Annotated in this window: 19 protein-coding genes; 14 read left to right on the forward strand and 5 right to left on the reverse strand. The window is 61.5% G+C overall.

The features are described 5' to 3' along the window. The first annotated feature begins 1 nt into the window (after nucleotide 1). From FKV68_RS27320 to FKV68_RS27330, 3 genes are all read left to right on the forward strand, one after another. On the forward strand, nucleotides 2-784 hold the full coding sequence (locus FKV68_RS27320) for an ABC transporter permease (protein WP_180943644.1): 783 nt from the start codon (nucleotides 2-4) through the stop codon (nucleotides 782-784). 88 nt (nucleotides 785-872) lie between these two features. Next, nucleotides 873-1,196, forward strand: coding sequence for a hypothetical protein (locus FKV68_RS27325; protein ID WP_180943645.1), 324 nt, complete (start codon nucleotides 873-875; stop codon nucleotides 1,194-1,196). Nucleotides 1,197-2,069: 873 nt separating this feature from the next. Beyond that, nucleotides 2,070-3,101, forward strand: coding sequence for a capsular polysaccharide export protein, LipB/KpsS family (locus tag FKV68_RS27330; protein WP_180943646.1), 1,032 nt, complete (start codon nucleotides 2,070-2,072; stop codon nucleotides 3,099-3,101). A 33-nt stretch (nucleotides 3,102-3,134) separates the two neighbouring features. On the opposite strand, the gene FKV68_RS27335 is transcribed toward FKV68_RS27330, so the two are convergent. Both FKV68_RS27335 and FKV68_RS27340 read right to left on the reverse strand, forming a co-directional pair. Continuing rightward, nucleotides 3,135-3,278 (reverse strand): hypothetical protein, encoded by a 144-nt coding sequence (locus FKV68_RS27335; protein ID WP_180943647.1) that lies wholly within the window; start codon nucleotides 3,276-3,278, stop codon nucleotides 3,135-3,137. A gap of 90 nt (nucleotides 3,279-3,368) precedes the next feature. Next, nucleotides 3,369-4,448, reverse strand: coding sequence for an ROK family protein (locus FKV68_RS27340; protein WP_180943648.1), 1,080 nt, complete (start codon nucleotides 4,446-4,448; stop codon nucleotides 3,369-3,371). Nucleotides 4,449-4,694: 246 nt separating this feature from the next. Here FKV68_RS27340 and otsB point away from each other — a divergent pair, with 246 nt between their 5' ends. Next, nucleotides 4,695-5,492, forward strand: a complete 798-nt coding sequence (otsB, locus tag FKV68_RS27345; RefSeq protein ID WP_180943649.1) for a trehalose-phosphatase — start codon at nucleotides 4,695-4,697, stop codon at nucleotides 5,490-5,492. A 64-nt stretch (nucleotides 5,493-5,556) separates the two neighbouring features. Further along, on the forward strand, nucleotides 5,557-7,008 hold the full coding sequence (gene otsA, locus FKV68_RS27350) for an alpha,alpha-trehalose-phosphate synthase (UDP-forming) (RefSeq protein WP_245181733.1): 1,452 nt from the start codon (nucleotides 5,557-5,559) through the stop codon (nucleotides 7,006-7,008). Nucleotides 7,009-7,106: 98 nt separating this feature from the next. Here otsA and FKV68_RS27355 read toward each other — a convergent pair whose 3' ends face one another. Beyond that, nucleotides 7,107-8,138, reverse strand: a complete 1,032-nt coding sequence (locus tag FKV68_RS27355) for a LacI family DNA-binding transcriptional regulator (RefSeq protein WP_180943650.1) — start codon at nucleotides 8,136-8,138, stop codon at nucleotides 7,107-7,109. Nucleotides 8,139-8,296: 158 nt separating this feature from the next. Here FKV68_RS27355 and FKV68_RS27360 point away from each other — a divergent pair, with 158 nt between their 5' ends. From FKV68_RS27360 to purU, 5 genes are all read left to right on the forward strand, one after another. Beyond that, a complete protein-coding gene (locus FKV68_RS27360) occupies nucleotides 8,297-9,388 on the forward strand; it encodes a fatty acid desaturase family protein (protein WP_180943651.1) in 1,092 nt (363 codons plus the stop codon). Nucleotides 9,389-9,439: 51 nt separating this feature from the next. Further along, complete coding sequence (locus FKV68_RS27365) at nucleotides 9,440-9,757, forward strand: MocE family 2Fe-2S type ferredoxin (RefSeq protein ID WP_180943652.1); 318 nt, start codon at nucleotides 9,440-9,442, stop codon at nucleotides 9,755-9,757. A gap of 43 nt (nucleotides 9,758-9,800) precedes the next feature. Further along, nucleotides 9,801-11,027 carry an NAD(P)/FAD-dependent oxidoreductase gene (locus FKV68_RS27370; RefSeq protein ID WP_180943653.1) on the forward strand — a complete coding sequence of 409 codons (1,227 nt, stop codon included), beginning with the start codon at nucleotides 9,801-9,803 and terminating at the stop codon, nucleotides 11,025-11,027. Nucleotides 11,028-11,070: 43 nt separating this feature from the next. Beyond that, complete coding sequence (locus FKV68_RS27375; protein WP_180943654.1) at nucleotides 11,071-11,892, forward strand: 3-methyl-2-oxobutanoate hydroxymethyltransferase; 822 nt, start codon at nucleotides 11,071-11,073, stop codon at nucleotides 11,890-11,892. Between the two features lie 294 nt (nucleotides 11,893-12,186). Next, nucleotides 12,187-13,071, forward strand: a complete 885-nt coding sequence (gene purU, locus FKV68_RS27380) for a formyltetrahydrofolate deformylase (RefSeq protein WP_180943655.1) — start codon at nucleotides 12,187-12,189, stop codon at nucleotides 13,069-13,071. 51 nt (nucleotides 13,072-13,122) lie between these two features. Here purU and FKV68_RS27385 read toward each other — a convergent pair whose 3' ends face one another. After that, complete coding sequence (locus FKV68_RS27385; RefSeq protein ID WP_180943656.1) at nucleotides 13,123-14,598, reverse strand: M81 family metallopeptidase; 1,476 nt, start codon at nucleotides 14,596-14,598, stop codon at nucleotides 13,123-13,125. Nucleotides 14,599-14,616: 18 nt separating this feature from the next. Further along, the gene (locus FKV68_RS27390) at nucleotides 14,617-15,108 is read right to left on the reverse strand and encodes a hypothetical protein (RefSeq protein ID WP_180943657.1); all 492 of its coding nucleotides are present in this window, start codon (nucleotides 15,106-15,108) and stop codon (nucleotides 14,617-14,619) included. Between the two features lie 113 nt (nucleotides 15,109-15,221). Between FKV68_RS27390 and FKV68_RS27395 the strand changes: the two genes are divergently transcribed. The 4 genes from FKV68_RS27395 to FKV68_RS27410 are packed head-to-tail and all read left to right on the forward strand — an operon-like array spanning nucleotide 15,222 to nucleotide 19,235. After that, the gene (locus FKV68_RS27395; protein WP_180943658.1) at nucleotides 15,222-15,611 is read left to right on the forward strand and encodes a RidA family protein; all 390 of its coding nucleotides are present in this window, start codon (nucleotides 15,222-15,224) and stop codon (nucleotides 15,609-15,611) included. A 20-nt stretch (nucleotides 15,612-15,631) separates the two neighbouring features. Continuing rightward, nucleotides 15,632-16,495 carry a MurR/RpiR family transcriptional regulator gene (locus tag FKV68_RS27400; RefSeq protein ID WP_180943659.1) on the forward strand — a complete coding sequence of 288 codons (864 nt, stop codon included), beginning with the start codon at nucleotides 15,632-15,634 and terminating at the stop codon, nucleotides 16,493-16,495. A 19-nt stretch (nucleotides 16,496-16,514) separates the two neighbouring features. Continuing rightward, nucleotides 16,515-17,291: an SDR family oxidoreductase gene (locus FKV68_RS27405; protein WP_180943660.1), complete on the forward strand. Its 777-nt coding sequence runs from the start codon at nucleotides 16,515-16,517 to the stop codon at nucleotides 17,289-17,291. Nucleotides 17,292-17,315: 24 nt separating this feature from the next. Further along, nucleotides 17,316-19,235 (forward strand): beta-N-acetylhexosaminidase, encoded by a 1,920-nt coding sequence (locus FKV68_RS27410; protein WP_180943661.1) that lies wholly within the window; start codon nucleotides 17,316-17,318, stop codon nucleotides 19,233-19,235. The last annotated feature ends 3 nt before the right edge of the window (nucleotides 19,236-19,238 follow it).

Below are 19,238 nucleotides of genomic sequence, written 5' to 3' on the forward strand. Positions count from 1 at the left end.
CATGCCGATGAAGCTCGCCAAATTCACCTTCGCGTCGCTTGCGATCCTGTTTCTCGTCGCGCCGCTCATCGCTATCCTGCCGCTCGCTTTCACCTCGAGCGTCATCCTGACCTATCCGATCCCGTCCTGGTCGCTGCGCTGGTTCGAGGAGTTGTTCACGGCGGACGCCTGGCGTCGGGCGATCATCAACAGCCTGGTTGTCGGAAGCGGCACGACGCTCCTTGCGACCGTGCTCGGCACGGCCGCCTCGCTGGGCTTGCGAAGCCGCTTGCTGTTGTTTCGCGGGTCAGTCCGCACGCTTTTCCTGCTGCCGATGGTCGTGCCGGCTGTCGTGCTCGGGGTCGGCATGCAGGTGCTGCTCGCCCGGTTTGGCCTGACCAACAGCTATGCAGGCGTGATCATCGCCCACACCGTCGTCGCCGTGCCCTTCGTGCTGGTCAGCGTCACGGGGGCGCTCGCCGGCATTGACGAACGTGTGGAACTCGCGGCTGAAAGCCTCGGCGCGTCGCCTGCCACGGTCTTCCGTCATGTCACCCTGCCGCTTGCCATGCCGGGCGTGCTTTCGGGGGCGGTGCTCGCCTTCGCCACCTCATTGGATGAAGTCGTGCTGACGCTCTTCGTCGCAGGTCCCAATCAGCGCACACTTGCCCGACAGATGTTTTCGAGCATCCGGGAGAACATCAGCCCGGCGATTGCTGCCGCCGCGTTCCTCTTCATCGCCGCGACAATCCTGGTCGGTCTCGCGGTTATGGTGTTCCGTACCATGCTGGCGAAACGGAGATAGCATCGGGTGCGCGTACCCCGCCTGCGGACGATGGGGTTTTGCTGAAGTCGGTCCACGTCCACGATAGGCGGGATGACGCTCATGTCGAATGGTGACCACGGGGAAGGGTTGGGCGAGGCCTGCAGCGATTCAAGATCGACGGCGCAGGCCTCTGACCGTCAGCTTTTCCAAACGGCTGGATGGAAATTTACCACCAGAGCGGGAAAGCTGCCATTCGCCAAAACGGCTTACCACCGATGTGCGAGCTATGGCACCCAAATGGATGCGCCGCGTTTCGGTGGCCAATCCGACGGGCGAACGCGCTGCGCGCCGACAACTCTACAGCGTGCTTCCCATCCACTCGGCCGCGGCGATTGCCGAGCCGAGCAAAATGACCGGCAGCAACAGCGCACCGAAAAACCTGATCATCTGAATGCGGCGCGAACGCCTCTCATGCCGATCGTAAGCCATTGTCTCTCAGCCTCTGGCTGCATTCCAAGAACAGTTCTCGTGATATGAAAACATCATTGGAGTTGGACGGTCGAGTCTCCAAGGTAACACGCCGGTCTCGCCGGCGAGTTTCTCGCCGCCGTGGAGTGCGGCAAAACGTCGGAGCAAGAGACCTCCGTGCACGAACGGGTGGGTGTCGCGACAGAGGTCATCGACGAAGTGATGAAACTGAGAGGGCGATCACCAGGCCGAGAAGGCCGTCATGAGCACCGCGGCCCAAAATAACGCTGACAATTCAGCCGCTAACAGGAACCCGAAAGTGGTGTCGCTCATGTGATCCTCCTCTGGCAACCTCCATTACCAGGGGAAACTATAGGGGGCCGCGGCCGGTTCCGCTACAAAATAAGACATACTCGTTAATCGGATCACGTGAGCAGAGAGTAAATCAGAACGCCGACGGAACCCCAGAAGCCAACCATTACCAGCGACATCGCCACGACAAAGATCTTAGTCAAAACAGAAACTCCACACCCTTTTCATGATTTGCAGAAACTACCGCAGCGCTGAAAACTGGGTATCGGCACTAAGTCTGAGACGCATGGGACTATGGTCTGATACTTCAACGCGTGGGACTGAGATCGAACATGCGAGAAGCCTGAACGCTGGCGTGCCGAGCCCTGCCGTTGATTTGAACCGGAAAATCGAGTCGGTCGGAAAGGCCGAAAAAATGCTTCTTCCGCCGCAACTGGCGCTCGCTCGGCCATTGCATTGTTAGGTCTAAACTGTTTCTTGGTCAGAAAATGAGGACGCAATCGGCGCCGGGGCGCCATGAAATGAGGTGCTTGTGCTAAAAGCCATGGACAGCTTGTCTGGCGCGACCGACAAGAGCTGGTATCCGCCGGAGGGGACCAGGCTCGGCGCGACGTTCTTTGTCCGCAGCGCGTTTCCATGGCTCGACCACTATTTCGGCGGAATGCCGCTCGGCTCCACACTCGCGCCCGGGATCGAGGGAATAGTCTCCTGGGGCGGACGCACTCCGGCGAAAAGTGCGATGGCGGTTGCCCGCCTGCGGCGACTGCCGCATTGGCATCTCGAAGATGGCTTCCTGCGCTCGGTCGGCCTTGGCAAGGAGGGAGCGGCGCCGGTCTCGATCATCGTGGACGACCGGGCGCTTCCCGTCGACGGGGGAAAAGCGTCGCGCTTGGAACTGCTGATCGCCGCTACGGCCGGAGGCGGCTGGGACAGCCTTGGAGAAAGCATCCGCGAGCGGATGACCGAACACAGGCTGTCGAAATACAACAACCTGCCGCACAAAGCACCGTCGATCGAACAGAGCACCAGGAGACGCATTCTGCTTGTCGACCAGGTCTTCGGTGACGTCTCGGTGGAGCGTGCGCTCGGGAGCCGACACTCCTTCGACAGGATGCTCGACGATGCCTTGGCAAGCGGCGCTCAATGCATCGTGCGTACACATCCGGACGTGATGGCCGGTTACCGGAAGGGCTATATGACGGAGCGGGCTGCGAGGACGGCTGGCGTCGTTCTCCTGGCTGACCACGTGTCGGTTGCTTCGATTCTCGACGTTGTCGACGAGGTCTGGACTGTTTCGAGCCAGGTCGGCTTCGACGCTTTGCTGCGCAAGATACCCGTGCGCTGCTACGCGGTACCGTTCTATGCGGGGTGGGGGTTGACGGATGATCGGGCGAGCGGCGCGGCTGAGGCTGCCTTGACGCGGCGCGCCTCGGCGAGACCCTCGGTCGATCAACTCACGGCCGCAACGCTCGGGCTCTATCCGACTTACCGCAATCCGGCAAACTGGCAGCCGATGGACGTGTTCGCGGCGATCGATTTCCTTGTCGCTGAAATTGAGGCTGCTCGCCGCCCATGACTGTCGCCGGTCCGTCAAACACTGGAAACGCCGTCAGTTCTCTTCCACCGAGACACCATCCTGGCCAATCCGGATCTCGATGCCCGCCCTGTTTTCTTCGCGGTAGACGTAGATGCCGAGCCCGATCGCAACGACGGCAAGAACAGCGATAATGAGATAGAGCCCACTTCGGTTCATCAGTGCCATCCTTCCTATGATCGGTGTACGCTCTCGCCAGTCGAGACACTACTGCCTCGGGTCGAACGCGCGATTTGTTGCAGGGGTGGCTCAATCAGCATCGCGTTCGCCCTTGTTGGTGAAGTGGGCGTTGCCCAAGCCCGTGCCAATCGTCAGAATTCCCCAACCGGAGACGTCCTGCATGAAAGACATCTGCGAAAGGCCCTGGACGACGGCGTCGTTGTGCATGATCACGAAGGTCTCGTGGTCCCCGATTTGCGGAATGGCCTCCTTGATCTCGGCGGGCAGATTGAAGTGCTCGCTTTCCCAATTACCGCCTGGCAGGTTCTGACCGCCGCGCGCGATCGATCCATCGGCGTCGATCACGCCGGGACAGGCGACGCCAATCACGGGGGCCGGGACAAGATCTGCCTTGTCCGCTTTGGCGATAAGCTTTTCGAGCATGGAGATGAGACGTTCAATCGCCGTGGTCCGACTGGGCTTGTCGTCCGCATGTCGCCAAATATCCGACTTCCAGACCTTGGCCTTTGAAAGGTCAGAGCCTTCCTTCTCGCGCATCTCGACTACGCCCACGCGAATATTGGTGCCACCGATATCGATGGCAAGGATCGCCTTGTGCCCCTTGAGCATCCAGGGCGGGATGAGGTGCGCCGCACCGATAAGCCCCGCATCATCCGGATCGTGGACGATCGGACTGAGTTCTATCTTGATGCCCTTGGCCTTCAGCAGCACCATCGCGCGGGCAATTGCGAGTTCGCCTACGATTCGCTCACTGAAGCCGCCGCCCACCACGACGCGTTCAGTTTTCTTCCAGCTCTTCTGGTGCAGCAATTTGTCGAGAACATCGGCAAGCTCGCCGGCGAAATCGTCAACCGCTCCCATCACGATGGCGGCTGCCTCCTTGTCGTCACCAACGAGAAGGGCATCGATCTGTTTCTTCGACAGCTCGCGGGTTGGCGTCTTCCCGAGTGGATCGGTGCCACCGTTGCGTACTCGCTTGCGCCAGGCATCGAGCTTTTCCTGAAAGGCATATTTGTTGGCCTTGTCCCCCAGGAAGCCGTCGGAGCTTCGCAGTTCGATATTGTAGTCATCGACGATGACCGACGGTAGATCGTCGGCCCCATGCGTGAGGAGGACGCCGTTTTCTTTCTCGTTCGCGGATCTGCCCACGCAACCCTCCCGTATGACGCTTCACCTGAACTGATCCGAGACCGGAGTGAGTGATAAACGTGAGCGGCCGGGCGATGTTCCGACGTCGCGGCGCCAAGTCTCGAAAGAGGTCGATTGATGGTGAACGCAGAGCCTGGATCACAGGCGAGTCACCGCGTTGCCTCGTCCCGCCACTTAGACAGCAAGTTTCCGCTTTGTGGAAACTCAGGGTTGGCCGATTGAGGACTGTGACCTAAATATGGGGTCATGTCACATAGGAAGCAGTTTCTCAGAGCCTCGAAACCCGACGCGGCTTCAGCAGAGGACTTCGTTCTCGCCGCTCTCACAACGGATCTGCAAGGCTGGGCACTGTTCCTCGATATCGATGGTACGTTGCTTGACCTGGCCGCAACGCCGGACGCAGTAGTCGTTCCGCCTTCTTTGCCTGCGAACCTCGATGCCTTGTCGAAAAAACTCGGAGGTGCCCTGGCACTCGTGACCGGTCGCGACCTTGGCTATGCCGAGCAGCTTTTTTCGCCATTCCTCTTTCCGATCGCGGGTCTTCATGGTGCCGAACGCCGCGATGCAGACGGCCGGGTGCACAAAGCCGCCGATACGTCGGAATTTGAGCAGTTGAAGGCCGATCTTGTCGCCGATACGGCTAACTGGCCCGGTGTTCTGATCGAGGACAAGGGAGCGGCGGTCGCCGCGCACTACCGGCTTGCTCCGGACAAAAAACTCCAGCTTGAACCGCTGATCGAGCGGGCGTTGATCCGGGCAGGGCCAAACTGGACGATCCAGCATGGCAAGATGGTGATCGAAATCCGTCCGGCCCGTGCCGACAAAGGCGACGCAGTCGAGGCGTTTCTCGCGCAGCCACCTTTTGCCGGGAGGCGCGCAATCGCCGTCGGGGATGACGTGACCGACGAAGCGATGTTTCGCACGGTTAACCGGCTCGGCGGCTACTCGATCCGTGTCGGACCGCCGTCGCCTGCGAGCGAAGCGGTCGGCACCGTTCCCTCTGCCGAAGCTCTGCGCGGCATCATCGCTGCATTGGTTCCCTGAATATGTGTTGGTCGCCTGAATATTTGAGCACCTGACCTATTTTCTTGCACGAAAGGAGGTCGGCATGGGCCGTCTCGTCGTTGTTTCCAATCGCGTACCCGTTCCGGACAAGGGTGGTATTGCGCCCGCCGGCGGGCTGGCGGTTGCGCTGAAGGTCGCCCTTGAAGAGCATGGCGGCATATGGATGGGCTGGTCGGGGAAATCGAGCGGTGAGCACGAGCCGCAGCCGCTTGCACAACTGCAGCAGGGCAACATTACCTATGCACTGACGGATCTGACCGACACGGATTTTGAGGAGTATTACCAGGGCTTTGCCAACCGGGTTCTTTGGCCGATCTGCCACTACCGGCTTGATCTCGCCGAGTACGGCCGCAAGGAAATGGCCGGCTATTTCCGCGTCAACCGCTTCTTCGCCCACCGCCTTGCCCCGCTTGTCAAACCCGATGACGTCATTTGGGTGCACGACTATCACTTAATCCCTCTCGCGGCAGAGCTGCGCGAGATGGGCTTGAAGAACCGCATCGGTTTCTTCCTCCACATTCCCTGGCCGCCCGCGGACGTGCTCTTCACGATGCCGGTTCATGAGCAGATCATGCGCGGCCTGTCCCACTACGACGTCGTCGGCTTTCAGACCGACCATGACCTTGAGAACTTCGCCGGCTGTCTCAGGCGGGAGGGCATCGGCGATGAGCTCGGCGGAGGTCGCTTCAGCGCCTATGGCCGCGTATTCAAGGGCGACGCCTATGCAATCGGTATCGAGACTGCCGCCTTTGCCGAATTCGCCAAGAAGGCATCGACCAACAAGACGGTTAAAAGAACGCGTGAGAGCATTGGAAATCGCAGCCTGATCATCGGTGTCGATCGCCTCGATTATTCCAAGGGGATCACGCAGCGCATCGACGCGTTTGAGCGCTTTATCCTGGCCAATCCAGCCCAGCATGGGCATGTGACCTATCTACAAATCACGCCGAAGTCCCGCTCCGAAGTGCCGGAGTACGAAGCCATGCAGCGCATGGTTGCCGAACAGGCCGGCAGGGTGAACGGCGCGATCGGTGCCGTCGATTGGGTCCCGATACGCTATATCAACCGCTCGATAGGCCGCCACATTCTTGCTGGGCTTTACCGGCTTGGCAAAGTCGGCCTCGTGACCCCGCTTCGAGATGGGATGAACCTCGTTGCAAAGGAATATGTGGCCGCGCAGGACCCGGACGATCCCGGTGTGCTTCTGCTTTCGCGTTTCGCCGGAGCTGCTCGCAAGCTGCACGGCGCGCTGCTCGTCAACCCGTACGACATAGAGGGTACCGCGAACGCCATGGCGCGAGCGCTGAGCATGCCGCTGGAAGAACGGAAGCAGCGCTGGAAGACGATGATGGATCACTTGCTGGAACACGACGTTACGCGCTGGTGCCAGGATTTTCTTGATGATCTGACGGGGAGACCAAACGAGCCTGGAGAACACTCAAATGGAGGGCAAGCCGCGTATCCCGCCAAAACCGGGATAGAAGCGAGCGACTAAAGCGCGTCGCATTCAAACGGCCCCACGCATGACTACAGTAGCTTTGCTCTGGCAAGTCATACTTCGTCCTTGAACTTCACCTGCCCCCGCCGACAGGATCAGATATTCTCCGGCGTAAAAATGTCGAAAGGCAGGAAGGTCTGTCCCGGCACACCGGCCGCGCCTCGATCGATTGCCCCGACCATCAGGGTGATTGTCTCCCGCACGAGTGCGGGAACGGGTGTGGCGATCGCCATCGTGACTGCCTCGTCGGCGAGAGCTGCGCGCGATTCCGGTGTGAGCTCGTTGACGACCACCAGCAGCTTGCGCTCGAGCTTTTCCTCTCGGATCGCCGAGATCGCGCCCTCCATCCCCCCGCCGCAGACATAGAAACCGATGAGGTCCGGGTGCCGCCGCAGAAGATCGAGGGTCGCCTCGTGGGTGATTTCGGCGGTATCGAGATTGACCATCGTGTCGAGCACTTCGAATTCGGGCGCGTTCTCGCGAAAATAGGAGCGAAAGGCGATCTCGCGGAGTTCGTGCCCGTGGAAACGGTGGCTGCCGACGAAGGCTGCGACTTTGCCGGGGCGGTTCGCTGCCTTGGCGATCATCCAGGCCGCGGTTCGCCCAACCTTGTGGTTGTTCAGGCCGACATAACCCTCACGCACTCCGGCTGCGAAATCGGAAAGCAGCGAGAAAACCGGAATGCCTCGCTCCTTCAGTTCCTCTATCACTGCCGTGACGGCCGGATAGTCCGGTGCGACAAGCGCTATCGCCTGGTTGCGCGCCGCCATCGCCTTCAGCTTTTCAGTGATGCCCGCCGGGGTGGAGTTGGGAACGAAGTCCACATGAGGGAGGGCGCGGACATGGGTCAGCGACAGCGACGCGTTCTCGATCTCCTTCGCAAGGGCCTGATAGAAAGATTGCTGCGGCTTTTGCAGGAGAAAGCCGAGACGATATTGCGGAAGATCCTCGAACACGCGTTGGCGAAGCAGGCCAACGGCGTGATAGCCGATCGCCTTGGCGGCATCAAAAACCCGTCGCGCGGTTTCCTCGCGTACCGGATGACGCCCGTTCAAGACCCGGTCGACCGTGGCAACGCTCACGCCCGCGGCTTGCGCAAGATCCGCGATCGTCGGTCTCCTCGTCATGGCGTCCCTCCTTGAAATTATCCCCTCAAGCATGAGGTTGTCGTTATGATGGAATTTGAGAGAATATATCATGACTGCATTGAGAATTGTCAAAAGTCAACATACGCTCCCTTCATCGAATTTGGGGCGCAAGCGGGAGTGCGCTTCGGGAGGAAGAGATGACGACGGTCGCGACGAAAAGAGATTACAGCCTGCTCGGGCGCGATGCCACGGCGGCGGTCGCCAAGGGCCTTTCCGCGGCGGAGTGGTATCACACCGATATTCCGCGCAAGCAGATGAAGGAATTGATGAAACGCGAGGATGGGCCGGCCATCTGCGACACCTTCCTCTGGCTCGGCAGCATGGTGCTGTTCGGCGGGCTCGGCATTCACTTCTGGGATACTTGGGCGGCCGTGCCGCTTTTCCTCGCCTACGGTGTCCTTTACGGCTCGGCATCCGACAGCCGCTGGCACGAATGCGGTCATGGCACCGCGTTCAAGACGATGTGGATGAATGATGTGGTCTATCAGATCGCCTGTTTCATGATCATGCGCAATCCGGTGACCTGGCGCTGGAGCCATACCCGCCACCACACCGATACGGTCATCGTCGGCCGCGACCCGGAAATCGCGATCATGCGCCCGCCGGACCTTCTCCGGCTCGTTCTCAACTTCTTCGGCATCATCGACGTCTGGCACGCGATGGTCGACATGGTGCGAAACGCTTTCGGCGTGATCAGCGCCGCGGAAAAGACCTTCATTCCGGAAATGGAGCGGCCGAAGGCGATCCTGGTCGCCCGCATCTGGCTGGCGATCTATGTCGCGACGATCGCCCTGTCGGTCTATCTCGGCTCCATTCTCCCGCTGATGTTGATCGGCCTGCCGCGGCTTTACGGCGCCTGGCATCATGTCTTGACGGGCCTGTTGCAGCACGGCGGGCTTGCTGACAACGTCACCGATCACCGGCTGAACAGCCGCACGGTCTACATGAATCCGGTGAGCCGTTTCATCTATTGGAACATGAACTACCACGTCGAACATCACATGTTTCCGATGGTGCCCTATCACGCCTTGCCGAAGCTGCACGCGATGATCAGGCACGACCTGCCGGCGGCAAACCCGTCCATGCTGCACGGCTATCTGGAAATGATCCCGGCCTTCCTCAGGCAGCTCAAGAACGAGGACTACTTCCTGAAGCGCGAATTGCCGCCGACGGCAAAGCCCTATCGCGAAGAGTTCCATAGCGATCGGGTCATCAACGCCGCCGAGTGAGCGTGGAAAACGACAACCCTTCAAAAACCTTGCATTGAATGGAGGAAACCCATGAGCGCGAATTGGGTCGAGGTCTGTGCGGCCGACGAGATCGATGAAGAAGACGTCATCCGTTTCGATCACGAGGGGAGAACCTTCGCCGTCTATCGCAGCCCCGATGATGAATATTTCGCGACCGACGGGCTCTGCACCCACGAGCACATTCATCTCGCCGATGGCCTGGTGATGGACGACATCATCGAATGTCCAAAGCACAACGGCCGCTTCAACTACAAGACCGGCCAGGCCAGGGGCGCCCCCGTCTGCGTCAACCTCCGGACCTATCCGGTAAAGGTTGAGGCCGGCAGCGTCTTCATCGCGATTTCCTGACGACAATTGCCTTAACGTCGAGCCGGCGGAGGGAGGAGAAGGCATGGCACATATCGTCATCGTGGGCGCCGGCGAATGCGGTGCGCGGGCGGGGTTTGCGCTGCGGGAAAAAGGCTTCGACGGCGAAATCACATTGATCGGCGCCGAACCGCATCTTCCCTATGAGCGGCCGCCGCTTTCGAAGGCCGGGCTTGCAGGCGCCGAGGGGCCGAAATACGTCGCGAGCGCCGAGCGCTACGAGGAGGCCGGGATAACCGTGCTGACAAATGCTGTCGTGGAGAGGGTCGCCCGTGAGGACAAGGCTGTGCGGCTCGGAGACGGCCGATCGATCAAGTATGACCGGCTGCTGCTCGCAACCGGCGCACGTCCGCGGGCGTTTCCAGGCGCGTCCGAAAACTCCGCGCGTATCCGGGTCCTCAGAACCCATGCCGATGCCCTCGCGATCCGGCCAGCGCTTGCGGCGGGCCGAAAGGTCGCCATCATTGGCGGGGGCTTCATCGGCCTCGAACTGGCCGCAACGGCGCGCAAGCTGGGCGCCGAGGTCACGCTTGTCGAGGGTCAGCCGCGTCTTCTGACCCGCGGCGTGCCGGAAGAGATAGCCACCGTCGTCGCTGAAAGGCATCGGCATGAAGGCGTCGAAATCATCTGTGGCGCGAAGATTGCCGCGCTCGATGGTGGCGAGCGCGAGGCGCGCATTCATTTTGCCGATGGCGGCGGTCTCTCCGCCGATCTCGTCATCGTCGGCATTGGTGCGGTGCCCAACACGGAACTGGCGGAAGCTGCGGGCCTTGCGATCGACAACGGCATTGCCGTCGACGAGACGCTGCGGACGTCAGATCCCGACATCTATGCTGCTGGCGACTGCTGCTCCTTCCCGCTGTCGCATTACGGCGGGCGGCGGGTGCGGCTCGAGGCGTGGCGCAACGCCCAGGACCAGGGAACTCTGGTCGCCATCAACCTGATCGGCGGGTCAGATGCCGTCTCCAGTGTGCCGTGGTTCTGGTCGGATCAATACGACCTGACGCTGCAGATCGCCGGCCTTGCCGACGGCGCGGCGGCGACGGTTCGGCGCGACATGGAGGAGGGGGCCTTCATTCTCTTTCATCTGGATGGCGAAGGCCGGCTGATCGCCGCAAGCGGCATCGGCCCCGGCAATGCCGTTGCCCGCGACATCCGCCTTGCCGAAATGCTGATCGCTGCCGGCAGTCGCCCGGACCCAGAGGCGCTCGCTTCTCCGGGCACCAAGCTCAGGAAGCTGCTGGCGGCGTGAAAGCCGCAACAATCAAATCTTGCGTTCCTCAAGGGAGATCTCGATGAGACACCGCCGCCCGACTGTTGCCGATCTTTTGTCGATCAAGGGCCAGAGGCAGCTTACCATGCTGCGGGTCGTGACGCTTGAAGAGGCGGAAGCCGCCGAAAGGGCACGCATCGATCTCGTCTCGGTCCCTCCCGCGCTGCTCGGCCCGGAATTCAGGGAGGCAGCACCGTCTGTCTTCGCCTTCCCGGGTCTCGAATATGGCGACCATGTCACGGCCGACGACTATATCCGCGCGGCCTTCAAGGCGCTAAAAGCAGGCGGTGATGCCGTCTATTGCGCCGCGAGCCTTTCGATCGTCCGACGCATGCGCGACGAGGGCATTCCCGTTTGCGGCCATGTCGGACTCATCCCCTCGAAGGCGACCTGGACCGGCGGCTTCCGCGCGGTCGGCAAGACCGCGGAAAGCGCACTTGAGATCTGGCGGCAGGTGAGGGCGCTCGAAGAGGCGGGAGCATTCGCTGCCGAGATCGAGGTCGTCCCGGCAGAGGTGGCTGCGGCGATCTCGAAGCGGAGCTCGCTGCTGATGCTTTCGATGGGCGCTGGCGCCGGATGCGATGCGCAATATCTTTTCGCGGAAGACGTGCTCGGCCAAAATCGCGGCCATTACCCTCGTCACGCGAAGGTCTACCGCAATTTTGCCGCCGAATATGCGAGACTGCAGCAGGAGCGCATCGCGGCCTTCCGCGAATATGCCGAGGACGTTCGTTCCGGCGCCTATCCGCAAAATCCGCATATGGTCGGGATCGAGCCGCAGGAGCTGGAGGAATTCCTCGGCAAGCTCGATGCGCAGGAGGGGACTTCCTTGCGCGCAGGATGACCGCGAGAGCGCCTTTTCAGACGCAAAAACGTCGCTGCAGCACTTGGTATCGCACTCGGTTTTATCCTTTAATTGGCCCGCCCAGGGAAGCATCGCAGTAGGGCCCAATGCATGTCGCCAAAAAGTGTGCAGCGGTTTGGAACAACGACATGCGTGAAAACAAAGACCTACAGCGCCGCGCGCCCAATCGGACGCGCAAAGGTCGCTGGGAGCACCTTGAATGGCTGCATGATTCCTTAAATCGATTCCGACTTAAGGAATCATGCAGCAGACACGCGACAGCAAGGACGAATGATGCACACTTACGTTTTGACAGTATCCTGCAAATCCACCCGCGGCATCGTGGCTGCGCTTTCCGGCTACCTCGCCGAACAGGGCTGCAACATCATCGACAGCTCGCAGTTCGACGACCTCGAAACGGGCCTGTTCTTCATGCGCATCAGCTTCATTTCGGAAGAAGGCGTCGGCTGCGCGGCGCTTGAGGAAGGGCTGAAGCCGATAGCCGCGAAATTCGCAATGGAAACGGCTCTTCACGACCAGTCGGAACGTACCAAGGTGCTTTTAATGGTGTCGCGTTTCGGCCACTGCCTGAACGACCTGCTCTACCGCTGGAAGATCGGCGCGTTGCCGATCGACATTGTCGGCGTCGTCTCCAACCACTTCGACTACCAGAAGGTGGTCGTCAACCACGACATCCCGTTCCACTGCATCAAGGTGACGAAGGAGAACAAGCCGAAGGCGGAAGCGCAGCTGATGGAACTCGTCGAGCAGACTGGCGCCGAGCTGATCGTGCTCGCCCGCTACATGCAGGTGCTGTCCGATGCGCTCTGCAAGAAGATGTCGGGGAAGATCATCAACATTCATCACTCGTTCCTGCCGAGCTTCAAGGGCGCCAACCCCTACAAGCAGGCCTATGAGCGCGGCGTGAAGCTGATCGGCGCGACGGCGCATTACGTTACCGCCGACCTCGACGAGGGTCCGATCATCGAGCAGGACATCGCCCGCATCACTCATGCGCAAAGTGCCGAGGACTATGTCTCGATCGGCCGCGACGTCGAAAGCCAGGTGCTGGCGCGTGCCGTCCACGCCCATATCCACCACCGCTGCTTCATCAACGGCAACCGCGTCGTCGTCTTCCCGCCGAGCCCGGGAAGCTATGCCTCGGAGCGGATGGGGTGAATCTGGTCTCGCTGAGCGAAAACAGGGGGCCGGTGACCTCGGGGTGGCGGTTCAGGCCGCGCCTCGTTCCGGCGCGTGGGGATCCGTGATCATGGGCCAGATGTCGCGCCGCGCACGCCTGTAGGGCGTCTTCGCCGGATCGTTGGGGTAGGGCGTTCCCGCCGAGCAATAGAGGATCTTCGACGCAATCTTCGAGAAGGATGCGAAGAAATGGTTCGTCGACTTGATGACCAGGATCTTCTTTGATCGCGGATCAATTCCCATCACGGAGAACAGACTCGGGTCGAAGCTCTGCGCGCGCGTGGAATTCAGGACGATGTCGATGCCGCGATGTCGGATGTGCGCGGCGTCGCCGAAGGGTGCGAAGCTTTCTCCGAACCGCATTTCGGCATTTCGCACCAGACTTATGACCTTGACCGTCCCGTCAATTGGATTGCCGGTACCAGGCGCGGATTTTGCGCCGAAACGTAGCGGGATCTCTGCGCCTTCACCTGCCGCCATGCAGATCTGCACGGCCATCGGATCCCAGATCGTGCCGACGGCCGCGTCGGTGACGTCATTAGCGAGCAGTTCTTCCAGCACCACGGTTGCGTCACCCGCCGTTCCGCCGCCGGGATTGTCCCACATGTCGGCGATCACCACCGGACCGGCGGTCGCGGCGATCGCGTCGGCGACCGCTTGGCGCTCGTCGAGCTCCGGCATTCGGAACGTGCCGCGTCTGGCGAAGAGTTCCATGCCGAGGTCGCGGGCAAGCGCCTGGCCCTTCTCCCGGTTTCCGTCGGTCACCGCGATCATCTTCGTGCCCATCTCCGGCACGTCGCCCGCCATGAAGCCGTGCACCACCGAGAGCGAGAGCACGTCAGCGTCCTCCCGCTCGATCCGCATCAGCTTGTCGACGAAGCTGCGCATGGGTTCGCGGGATGTCGGAAACACGTCGATCATCCGGCAGTCGAAGACCGACATGACCGGCTTGACGCGGCCCTCGATTGCATCGACGGCGATCCGCCACAGATCCTTGGCGCGATCGACGAAATCGGTGTGCGGAAACTCCTTGAAGAAAACAAAGAAATCGGCCGCGGCGACGCGCTTCTCGGTCAGATGGCTGTGCGGATCGAGTTCGCAGCAGAGGAGCACGTCCGGTCCGATGAGTTCGCGGATACGCGTCAGCAGGTCGCCCTCGGTGTCCTCGTAGCCATCGGCAACCATGGCGCCGTGCAGGCCGAGGACGACGGCGTCCACCGGAAGGGCGGCGTGCAACTGACCGAGGATCTCGTCGCGCAGATACTCATAGGTCTGCCGGTTTACGAGACCCGCCGGGTCCGCCCAGGCGGCCGTCCCCTCGATCAACTGCCAGCCTTTTTCTGCCACGACTTGGCGACCGACGGTGATCGGTGCGGTGCAAAGCGTCGGTGTCTCCGGATGGCTGCCCGGCGGGGCATATAGCGAAGCCTCAAAGGCCCGCTTATCGATGCAGATCGGCGAGAAGGTGTTGGTCTCGGTCGCCAGGGCCGCCGTGAAGATTCGCAATGCTGTCGCCTTTTTCGCCTAGTTCGATCCCATCGGGTTGGGCAGGTAGCCGGTAAACCCGCAGATCTTCCAGCGGCCTTGATGCAGCCGGCAATAATAGACCGTCTGCCACTTCATGACATCAACGCTGCCATCGGCCTTCTTCAATCCGCCGTCGAACTTCTTGCGCGCCAGCGCCAGGTCTCCGTTGATCTCGATGTCTTCCAGCGTGGTCGTCGCGAAGATCGCCCCGCGCGGATCCTCGGCGAAGGATTGGCCGGCGAAGTCCTTCGCCTGGCGCAGCCATTCCTCGCGATAGGCGGCAAGCGAGGGAAAGGAGAGACGCCAATTGTCCGGGCTCTCCTCGCGCCTTCCGTCGATGCCGATAAAGCCGTCCTCGACGAAATCTTCCGCGACCAGCGACCAGTCCGCAGCCAGGAAAGCGTCGATATCCCGCGTCACCAGCATGTCCCAGATTTGATGCCGGGCAACATCGGAGAGGGGGAACGGATTCTGGAAGGGATCCCGCATCGTTTCGCCTTGGATTGAAATTCTTTTCATAAACCCGGATTTTGTCTGGTCAAATTCCGTATTCTGTGGTGACTTGTCAACGGATAAAGAAAATAATTTGCACGAAGGTCCCTATGTCCATCAAACGTTATGGCGCGGAGCAGGTCGGAGCGGGTGGCAAGCCGCTGCCGTTCGCGCGAGCCGTCGAGGCCGATGCCTGGCTGCACGTCTCCGGTCAGGTCGCCATGGAGAATGGCGAGATCATCGACGGCAACATCGTCGCGCAGACGCATAAGGCGATCGGCAATCTTCTGGCCATTTTGAGGGAGGCCGGTTACGGTGTCGAACACGTGGTCAGGGTCGGCGTCTGGCTGGATGACCCGCGTGATTTCTGGAGCTTCAACAAGATCTATCAGGAGTATTTCGGCGCTCATCCTCCTGCGCGCGCCTGCGTGCAGTCTTCGATGATGGTCGACTGCAAGGTTGAGATCGACTGCGTCGCCTACAAGCCGAAGGACGCCTGATCATAAGGGGTGGGCGTTCGATGGACATCTTCGCGACACTGCAGGAGGAAAAGGGGCGGCTGTCTCAGTCGGAGAGCCGCATTGCCGATATCCTGCTCAATGACTTCGAATTTGCCGTGAACGCCTCGATCATCGAGCTTGCGGGCAAGGCCGATGTGTCGCCGCCGACGGTGACCCGTTTTTGCCGGCGTCTCGGCTGCGAGAGCTTTTCCGACTTCAAGGTGCAACTGGCCCGCACGGCCTATATCGGCATGCGCTACCTCAAGCCCGAGCCGAAGAGCCAGGAGCCGGCCGATGTCGCGCAGGACATCATAACCAAGGCGCAGAACGCCCTCTTCCTGTTGCACCGCTCGCTCGATCTCGCCGCGGTCGAAGAGACCGCCGGGCGGCTGGCCAAAGCGGAAATGATTTACGCCTTCGGTTCGGGCGGCAATTCGTCGATGGTTGCCAGCGAACTGCAGAACCGGCTCTTTCGGCTCGGCCTGCGCATCACCTCGAGTTCCGACCACAGCATGCAATTGATGATGGCCGCGGCGGCCAAGCCGACGGACGTGCTGATCGGTTCCTCGTTGTCGGGGCGCAACGCGGAGCTCGTGCGTGCCTTCACGCTCGCGCGCGAAGCCAGGGTCCCGACGATCGCGCTGACCCAGAGTGGCAGCCCCGTCGCGCTTGCCGCAGACATCACTGTTCCGGTCGACCTGCCGGAGGGCAACAACATCTATCGGCCGACATCCACGCGCATCGCCTATCTGGCCTTGCTTGATATCATCGCCAGTCTCGTCGCCTACCGCGTCCAGCCACAGGCGACGGCGACGCTGAGGCGCATCAAGCAGCAATTGGTGGCGCACAGGGATGGCGACGATCGCCAGCTTCTCGGAGACTGATGTGCCACAGGAGCGCCGTATGAAGAAGTCCGTCGCGATCGTCACCGGGGCAGCGGGCGATATCGGTCGCGCGATCGCCGGTCGCCTGGCCGATGACCATGAGGTGGTCGTGCTTGCGGACATCGACGGAGATGCGGCGGAGACGGTCGCGCGTGACCTCGGCGCGCAAGAGTGCTTCGTAGCCATAGCCTGCGATGTCACGGATGCCGCGAGCGTTGCGTCGATGGCGGCGACGGCCGGATCGCTCGGAGCGGTACGCACGCTCGTCAACAATGCAGGTGCTGCCCGCGCCGTCAGCCTGCACGACACGACGCCGGAGATCTGGCGCATGGACAATGCGCTCAATCTCGAGGCGGCATTTCTTTGTTTCCGCGCCGTCGAGGACATGCTGAAGGAGAGCCGGGGATCGGTGGTCAACATCGCATCCGTCAACGGCATGAATGTTTTCGGCCATCCGGCCTATAGCGCTGCCAAAGCCGGTCTCCTGCATCTGACCCGGCTGATCGCGGTCGAGTACGGCAAATTCGGGATCCGCGCCAATGCGGTGGCGCCGGGCACTGTGCGCACTCAAGCCTGGGAAGCACGTGCGGCGGCCAACCCGCAGGTCTTCGAGGAGGCGAAGCGCTGGTATCCGCTGCAGCGCATCGTCAATCCGGAAGACGTCGCCAATGCCGTCCAGTTCCTGGCAGGTCCTCTGGCCAGCGCCATATCCGGCGTCTGCCTGCCGGTCGATTGCGGGCTCACCGCAGGCCAGGCCGAACTCGCACGCACCTTTTCGCAATCCAGCCATTACTGACAAAGCCATACCGGGAGGACGCTCATGCAGCCGGTTTCTTATCGCCTCGAATCTGCCTGGCAACGTGATGGGGGCCCGTTCGGACGCTTCACCTTCACCCTGGCCAATCTCTCCCAGTCCCCCCTCAGCGACTTTCGCCTCGTCTACACGTCGCTGACCCGCGTCATCGATGCGGCCGCTTGCGAAAACGCCGTCTTTCTGCGCCGCAACGCCAATTTTCACGAATTCGCACCGCCAAAGGGATTTGTCCTTGGCGCGGACGAAAGCTGGACCTTTACCGTCAGCGGGCTGCACAGGCAGGCAAAACACTGCACCGATGGCGCAAAGTCCGCCTATCTGACACTCTCAGACGGCCGGCATGTGCCGGTGGCGGTTTCCGATCTTCTCCTCGAAGGAGCAACGAGCGAACCTCCGCCGCAGCGCCTGCCGGAAGGAAGTCTCGACCTGCCCTTCGCCTTGCAGCCCTGGCCGGCCGAGATCGACGCCGTGCCGGGCGATGGATTTCCGGTCGTTCTCTATCCGGCGCCCGGGAGCAGCAAGGATGAGATCAGGGCGGTCGACACGGTGCTCTCCCTCTTCCATCGTCTCTTCTCGGCAGGCCACGCTCCCTTCACGCTCGCCTCATCCCCCCAGGGTCGTCCGATCGTCTTCGCCGGGAAGCCCGAACTCGGCCCCGAGGCCTATGCACTGGCTTTCTCCGAGCGGGAGATCCGGCTCGAATATGGCGCGGCCGCTGGCCGGCAGTATGGGCTGACGACGCTTGCGCAATTGCTTGACGGCGCGCGCAGGGACGGGGGCAGGTTCCGTTTTCCTGTGTCGGGCACGATTTCCGACCGGCCGCGTTACGGCTGGCGCGGTTGCCATCTCGATGTCTCGCGCCAGTTCTATCCGGCTGCCGATGTCGTGCGGCTCATCGATATCCTCGCCTGGTTCAAGCTCAACATCTTCCACTGGCATCTGACCGACGACGAAGCCTGGCGGCTGGAGATCAAGGCCTATCCCACGCTGACGACGCTCGGCGTGCTGCGCGGGCCGGACGAGCCGATGCTGCCGCAGCTCGGCAATGGCGCCGAACCGGTGGGTGGTTTCTACAGCCAGGACGAGGTGCGGGCGATCGTCGCCCATGCCGGCGCGCTCAATGTCGAGGTCGTGCCGGAGATCGACATTCCCGGCCATAGCACGGCCGCGCTCGTCGCCCTGCCGGAGCTCTCCGACGGTCAGGAGGCCCCGGAAAGCTATCATTCCGTCCAAGGCTACCCCAACAACGCGCTGAACCCGGCCATTCCGCTGACATACGACTTCCTCGAAAAGATCTTCAACGAAATGGTCGAGCTTTTCCCGAGCCAATATATCCACGTCGGCGGCGACGAGGTGGCCAATGGTTCGTGGCTGGCGTCGCCATTGGCGCGCAAGCTCATGGAACAGGAGGGCATTTCCGGGACCTTTGCGCTGCAGTCCTACTTCCTGAGGAAAGTGAAGCAGATGCTGACGGCGCGCGGCCGCAAGCTCGTCGGCTGGAACGAGGTCGCCCATGGCGGCGGCGTCGGCACCGAGGGTACGTTGCTGATGGCCTGGGAGAACCCCAAGGTCGGGATCGAGCTCGCGCGCGAAGGCTACGACGTCGTGATGACGCCCGGCCAGGCCTACTACCTTGACATGGCGCAGGCCGAGGCGTTCCAGGAGCCGGGCGCGAGCTGGGCCGGCACCGCTACGCCGGCGCATACCTATGCCTATGAGGCGGAAGGCGAATTCCCGGAAGAATTAAAGAACCGCATGAGAGGCGTGCAGGCCTGCATCTGGTCGGAGCATTTCCTCTCGCGAGGCTATTTCAACCGTCTCGTCTTCCCGCGCCTTTCCGCCATCGCCGAAGCGGCCTGGACGCCGAAGGCGCAAAAGGATTGGCTGCGTTTCGCCGCAATCGCCCCTCTGAGCCCGATTTTGTGAGTT

This window comes from Sinorhizobium mexicanum (assembly GCF_013488225.1).
In the GTDB taxonomy this organism is placed as follows: domain Bacteria; phylum Pseudomonadota; class Alphaproteobacteria; order Rhizobiales; family Rhizobiaceae; genus Sinorhizobium; species Sinorhizobium mexicanum.

Excerpts from the sequence above, each read along its gene's own strand:
- FKV68_RS27320 (WP_180943644.1), top strand. The coding sequence starts at position 2 with ATGCCGATGAAGCTCGCCAAATTCACCTTCGCGTCGCTTGCGATCCTG.
- FKV68_RS27325 (WP_180943645.1), top strand. The coding sequence starts at position 873 with ATGGTGACCACGGGGAAGGGTTGGGCGAGGCCTGCAGCGATTCAAGAT.
- FKV68_RS27330 (WP_180943646.1), top strand. The coding sequence starts at position 2,070 with ATGGACAGCTTGTCTGGCGCGACCGACAAGAGCTGGTATCCGCCGGAG.
- FKV68_RS27335 (WP_180943647.1), bottom strand. The coding sequence starts at position 3,278 with ATGAACCGAAGTGGGCTCTATCTCATTATCGCTGTTCTTGCCGTCGTT.
- otsB (WP_180943649.1), top strand. The coding sequence starts at position 4,695 with ATGTCACATAGGAAGCAGTTTCTCAGAGCCTCGAAACCCGACGCGGCT.
- otsA (WP_245181733.1), top strand. The coding sequence starts at position 5,557 with ATGGGCCGTCTCGTCGTTGTTTCCAATCGCGTACCCGTTCCGGACAAG.
- FKV68_RS27355 (WP_180943650.1), bottom strand. The coding sequence starts at position 8,138 with ATGACGAGGAGACCGACGATCGCGGATCTTGCGCAAGCCGCGGGCGTG.
- FKV68_RS27360 (WP_180943651.1), top strand. The coding sequence starts at position 8,297 with ATGACGACGGTCGCGACGAAAAGAGATTACAGCCTGCTCGGGCGCGAT.
- FKV68_RS27365 (WP_180943652.1), top strand. The coding sequence starts at position 9,440 with ATGAGCGCGAATTGGGTCGAGGTCTGTGCGGCCGACGAGATCGATGAA.
- FKV68_RS27370 (WP_180943653.1), top strand. The coding sequence starts at position 9,801 with ATGGCACATATCGTCATCGTGGGCGCCGGCGAATGCGGTGCGCGGGCG.
- FKV68_RS27375 (WP_180943654.1), top strand. The coding sequence starts at position 11,071 with ATGAGACACCGCCGCCCGACTGTTGCCGATCTTTTGTCGATCAAGGGC.
- purU (WP_180943655.1), top strand. The coding sequence starts at position 12,187 with ATGCACACTTACGTTTTGACAGTATCCTGCAAATCCACCCGCGGCATC.
- FKV68_RS27390 (WP_180943657.1), bottom strand. The coding sequence starts at position 15,108 with ATGCGGGATCCCTTCCAGAATCCGTTCCCCCTCTCCGATGTTGCCCGG.
- FKV68_RS27395 (WP_180943658.1), top strand. The coding sequence starts at position 15,222 with ATGTCCATCAAACGTTATGGCGCGGAGCAGGTCGGAGCGGGTGGCAAG.
- FKV68_RS27400 (WP_180943659.1), top strand. The coding sequence starts at position 15,632 with ATGGACATCTTCGCGACACTGCAGGAGGAAAAGGGGCGGCTGTCTCAG.
- FKV68_RS27405 (WP_180943660.1), top strand. The coding sequence starts at position 16,515 with ATGAAGAAGTCCGTCGCGATCGTCACCGGGGCAGCGGGCGATATCGGT.
- FKV68_RS27410 (WP_180943661.1), top strand. The coding sequence starts at position 17,316 with ATGCAGCCGGTTTCTTATCGCCTCGAATCTGCCTGGCAACGTGATGGG.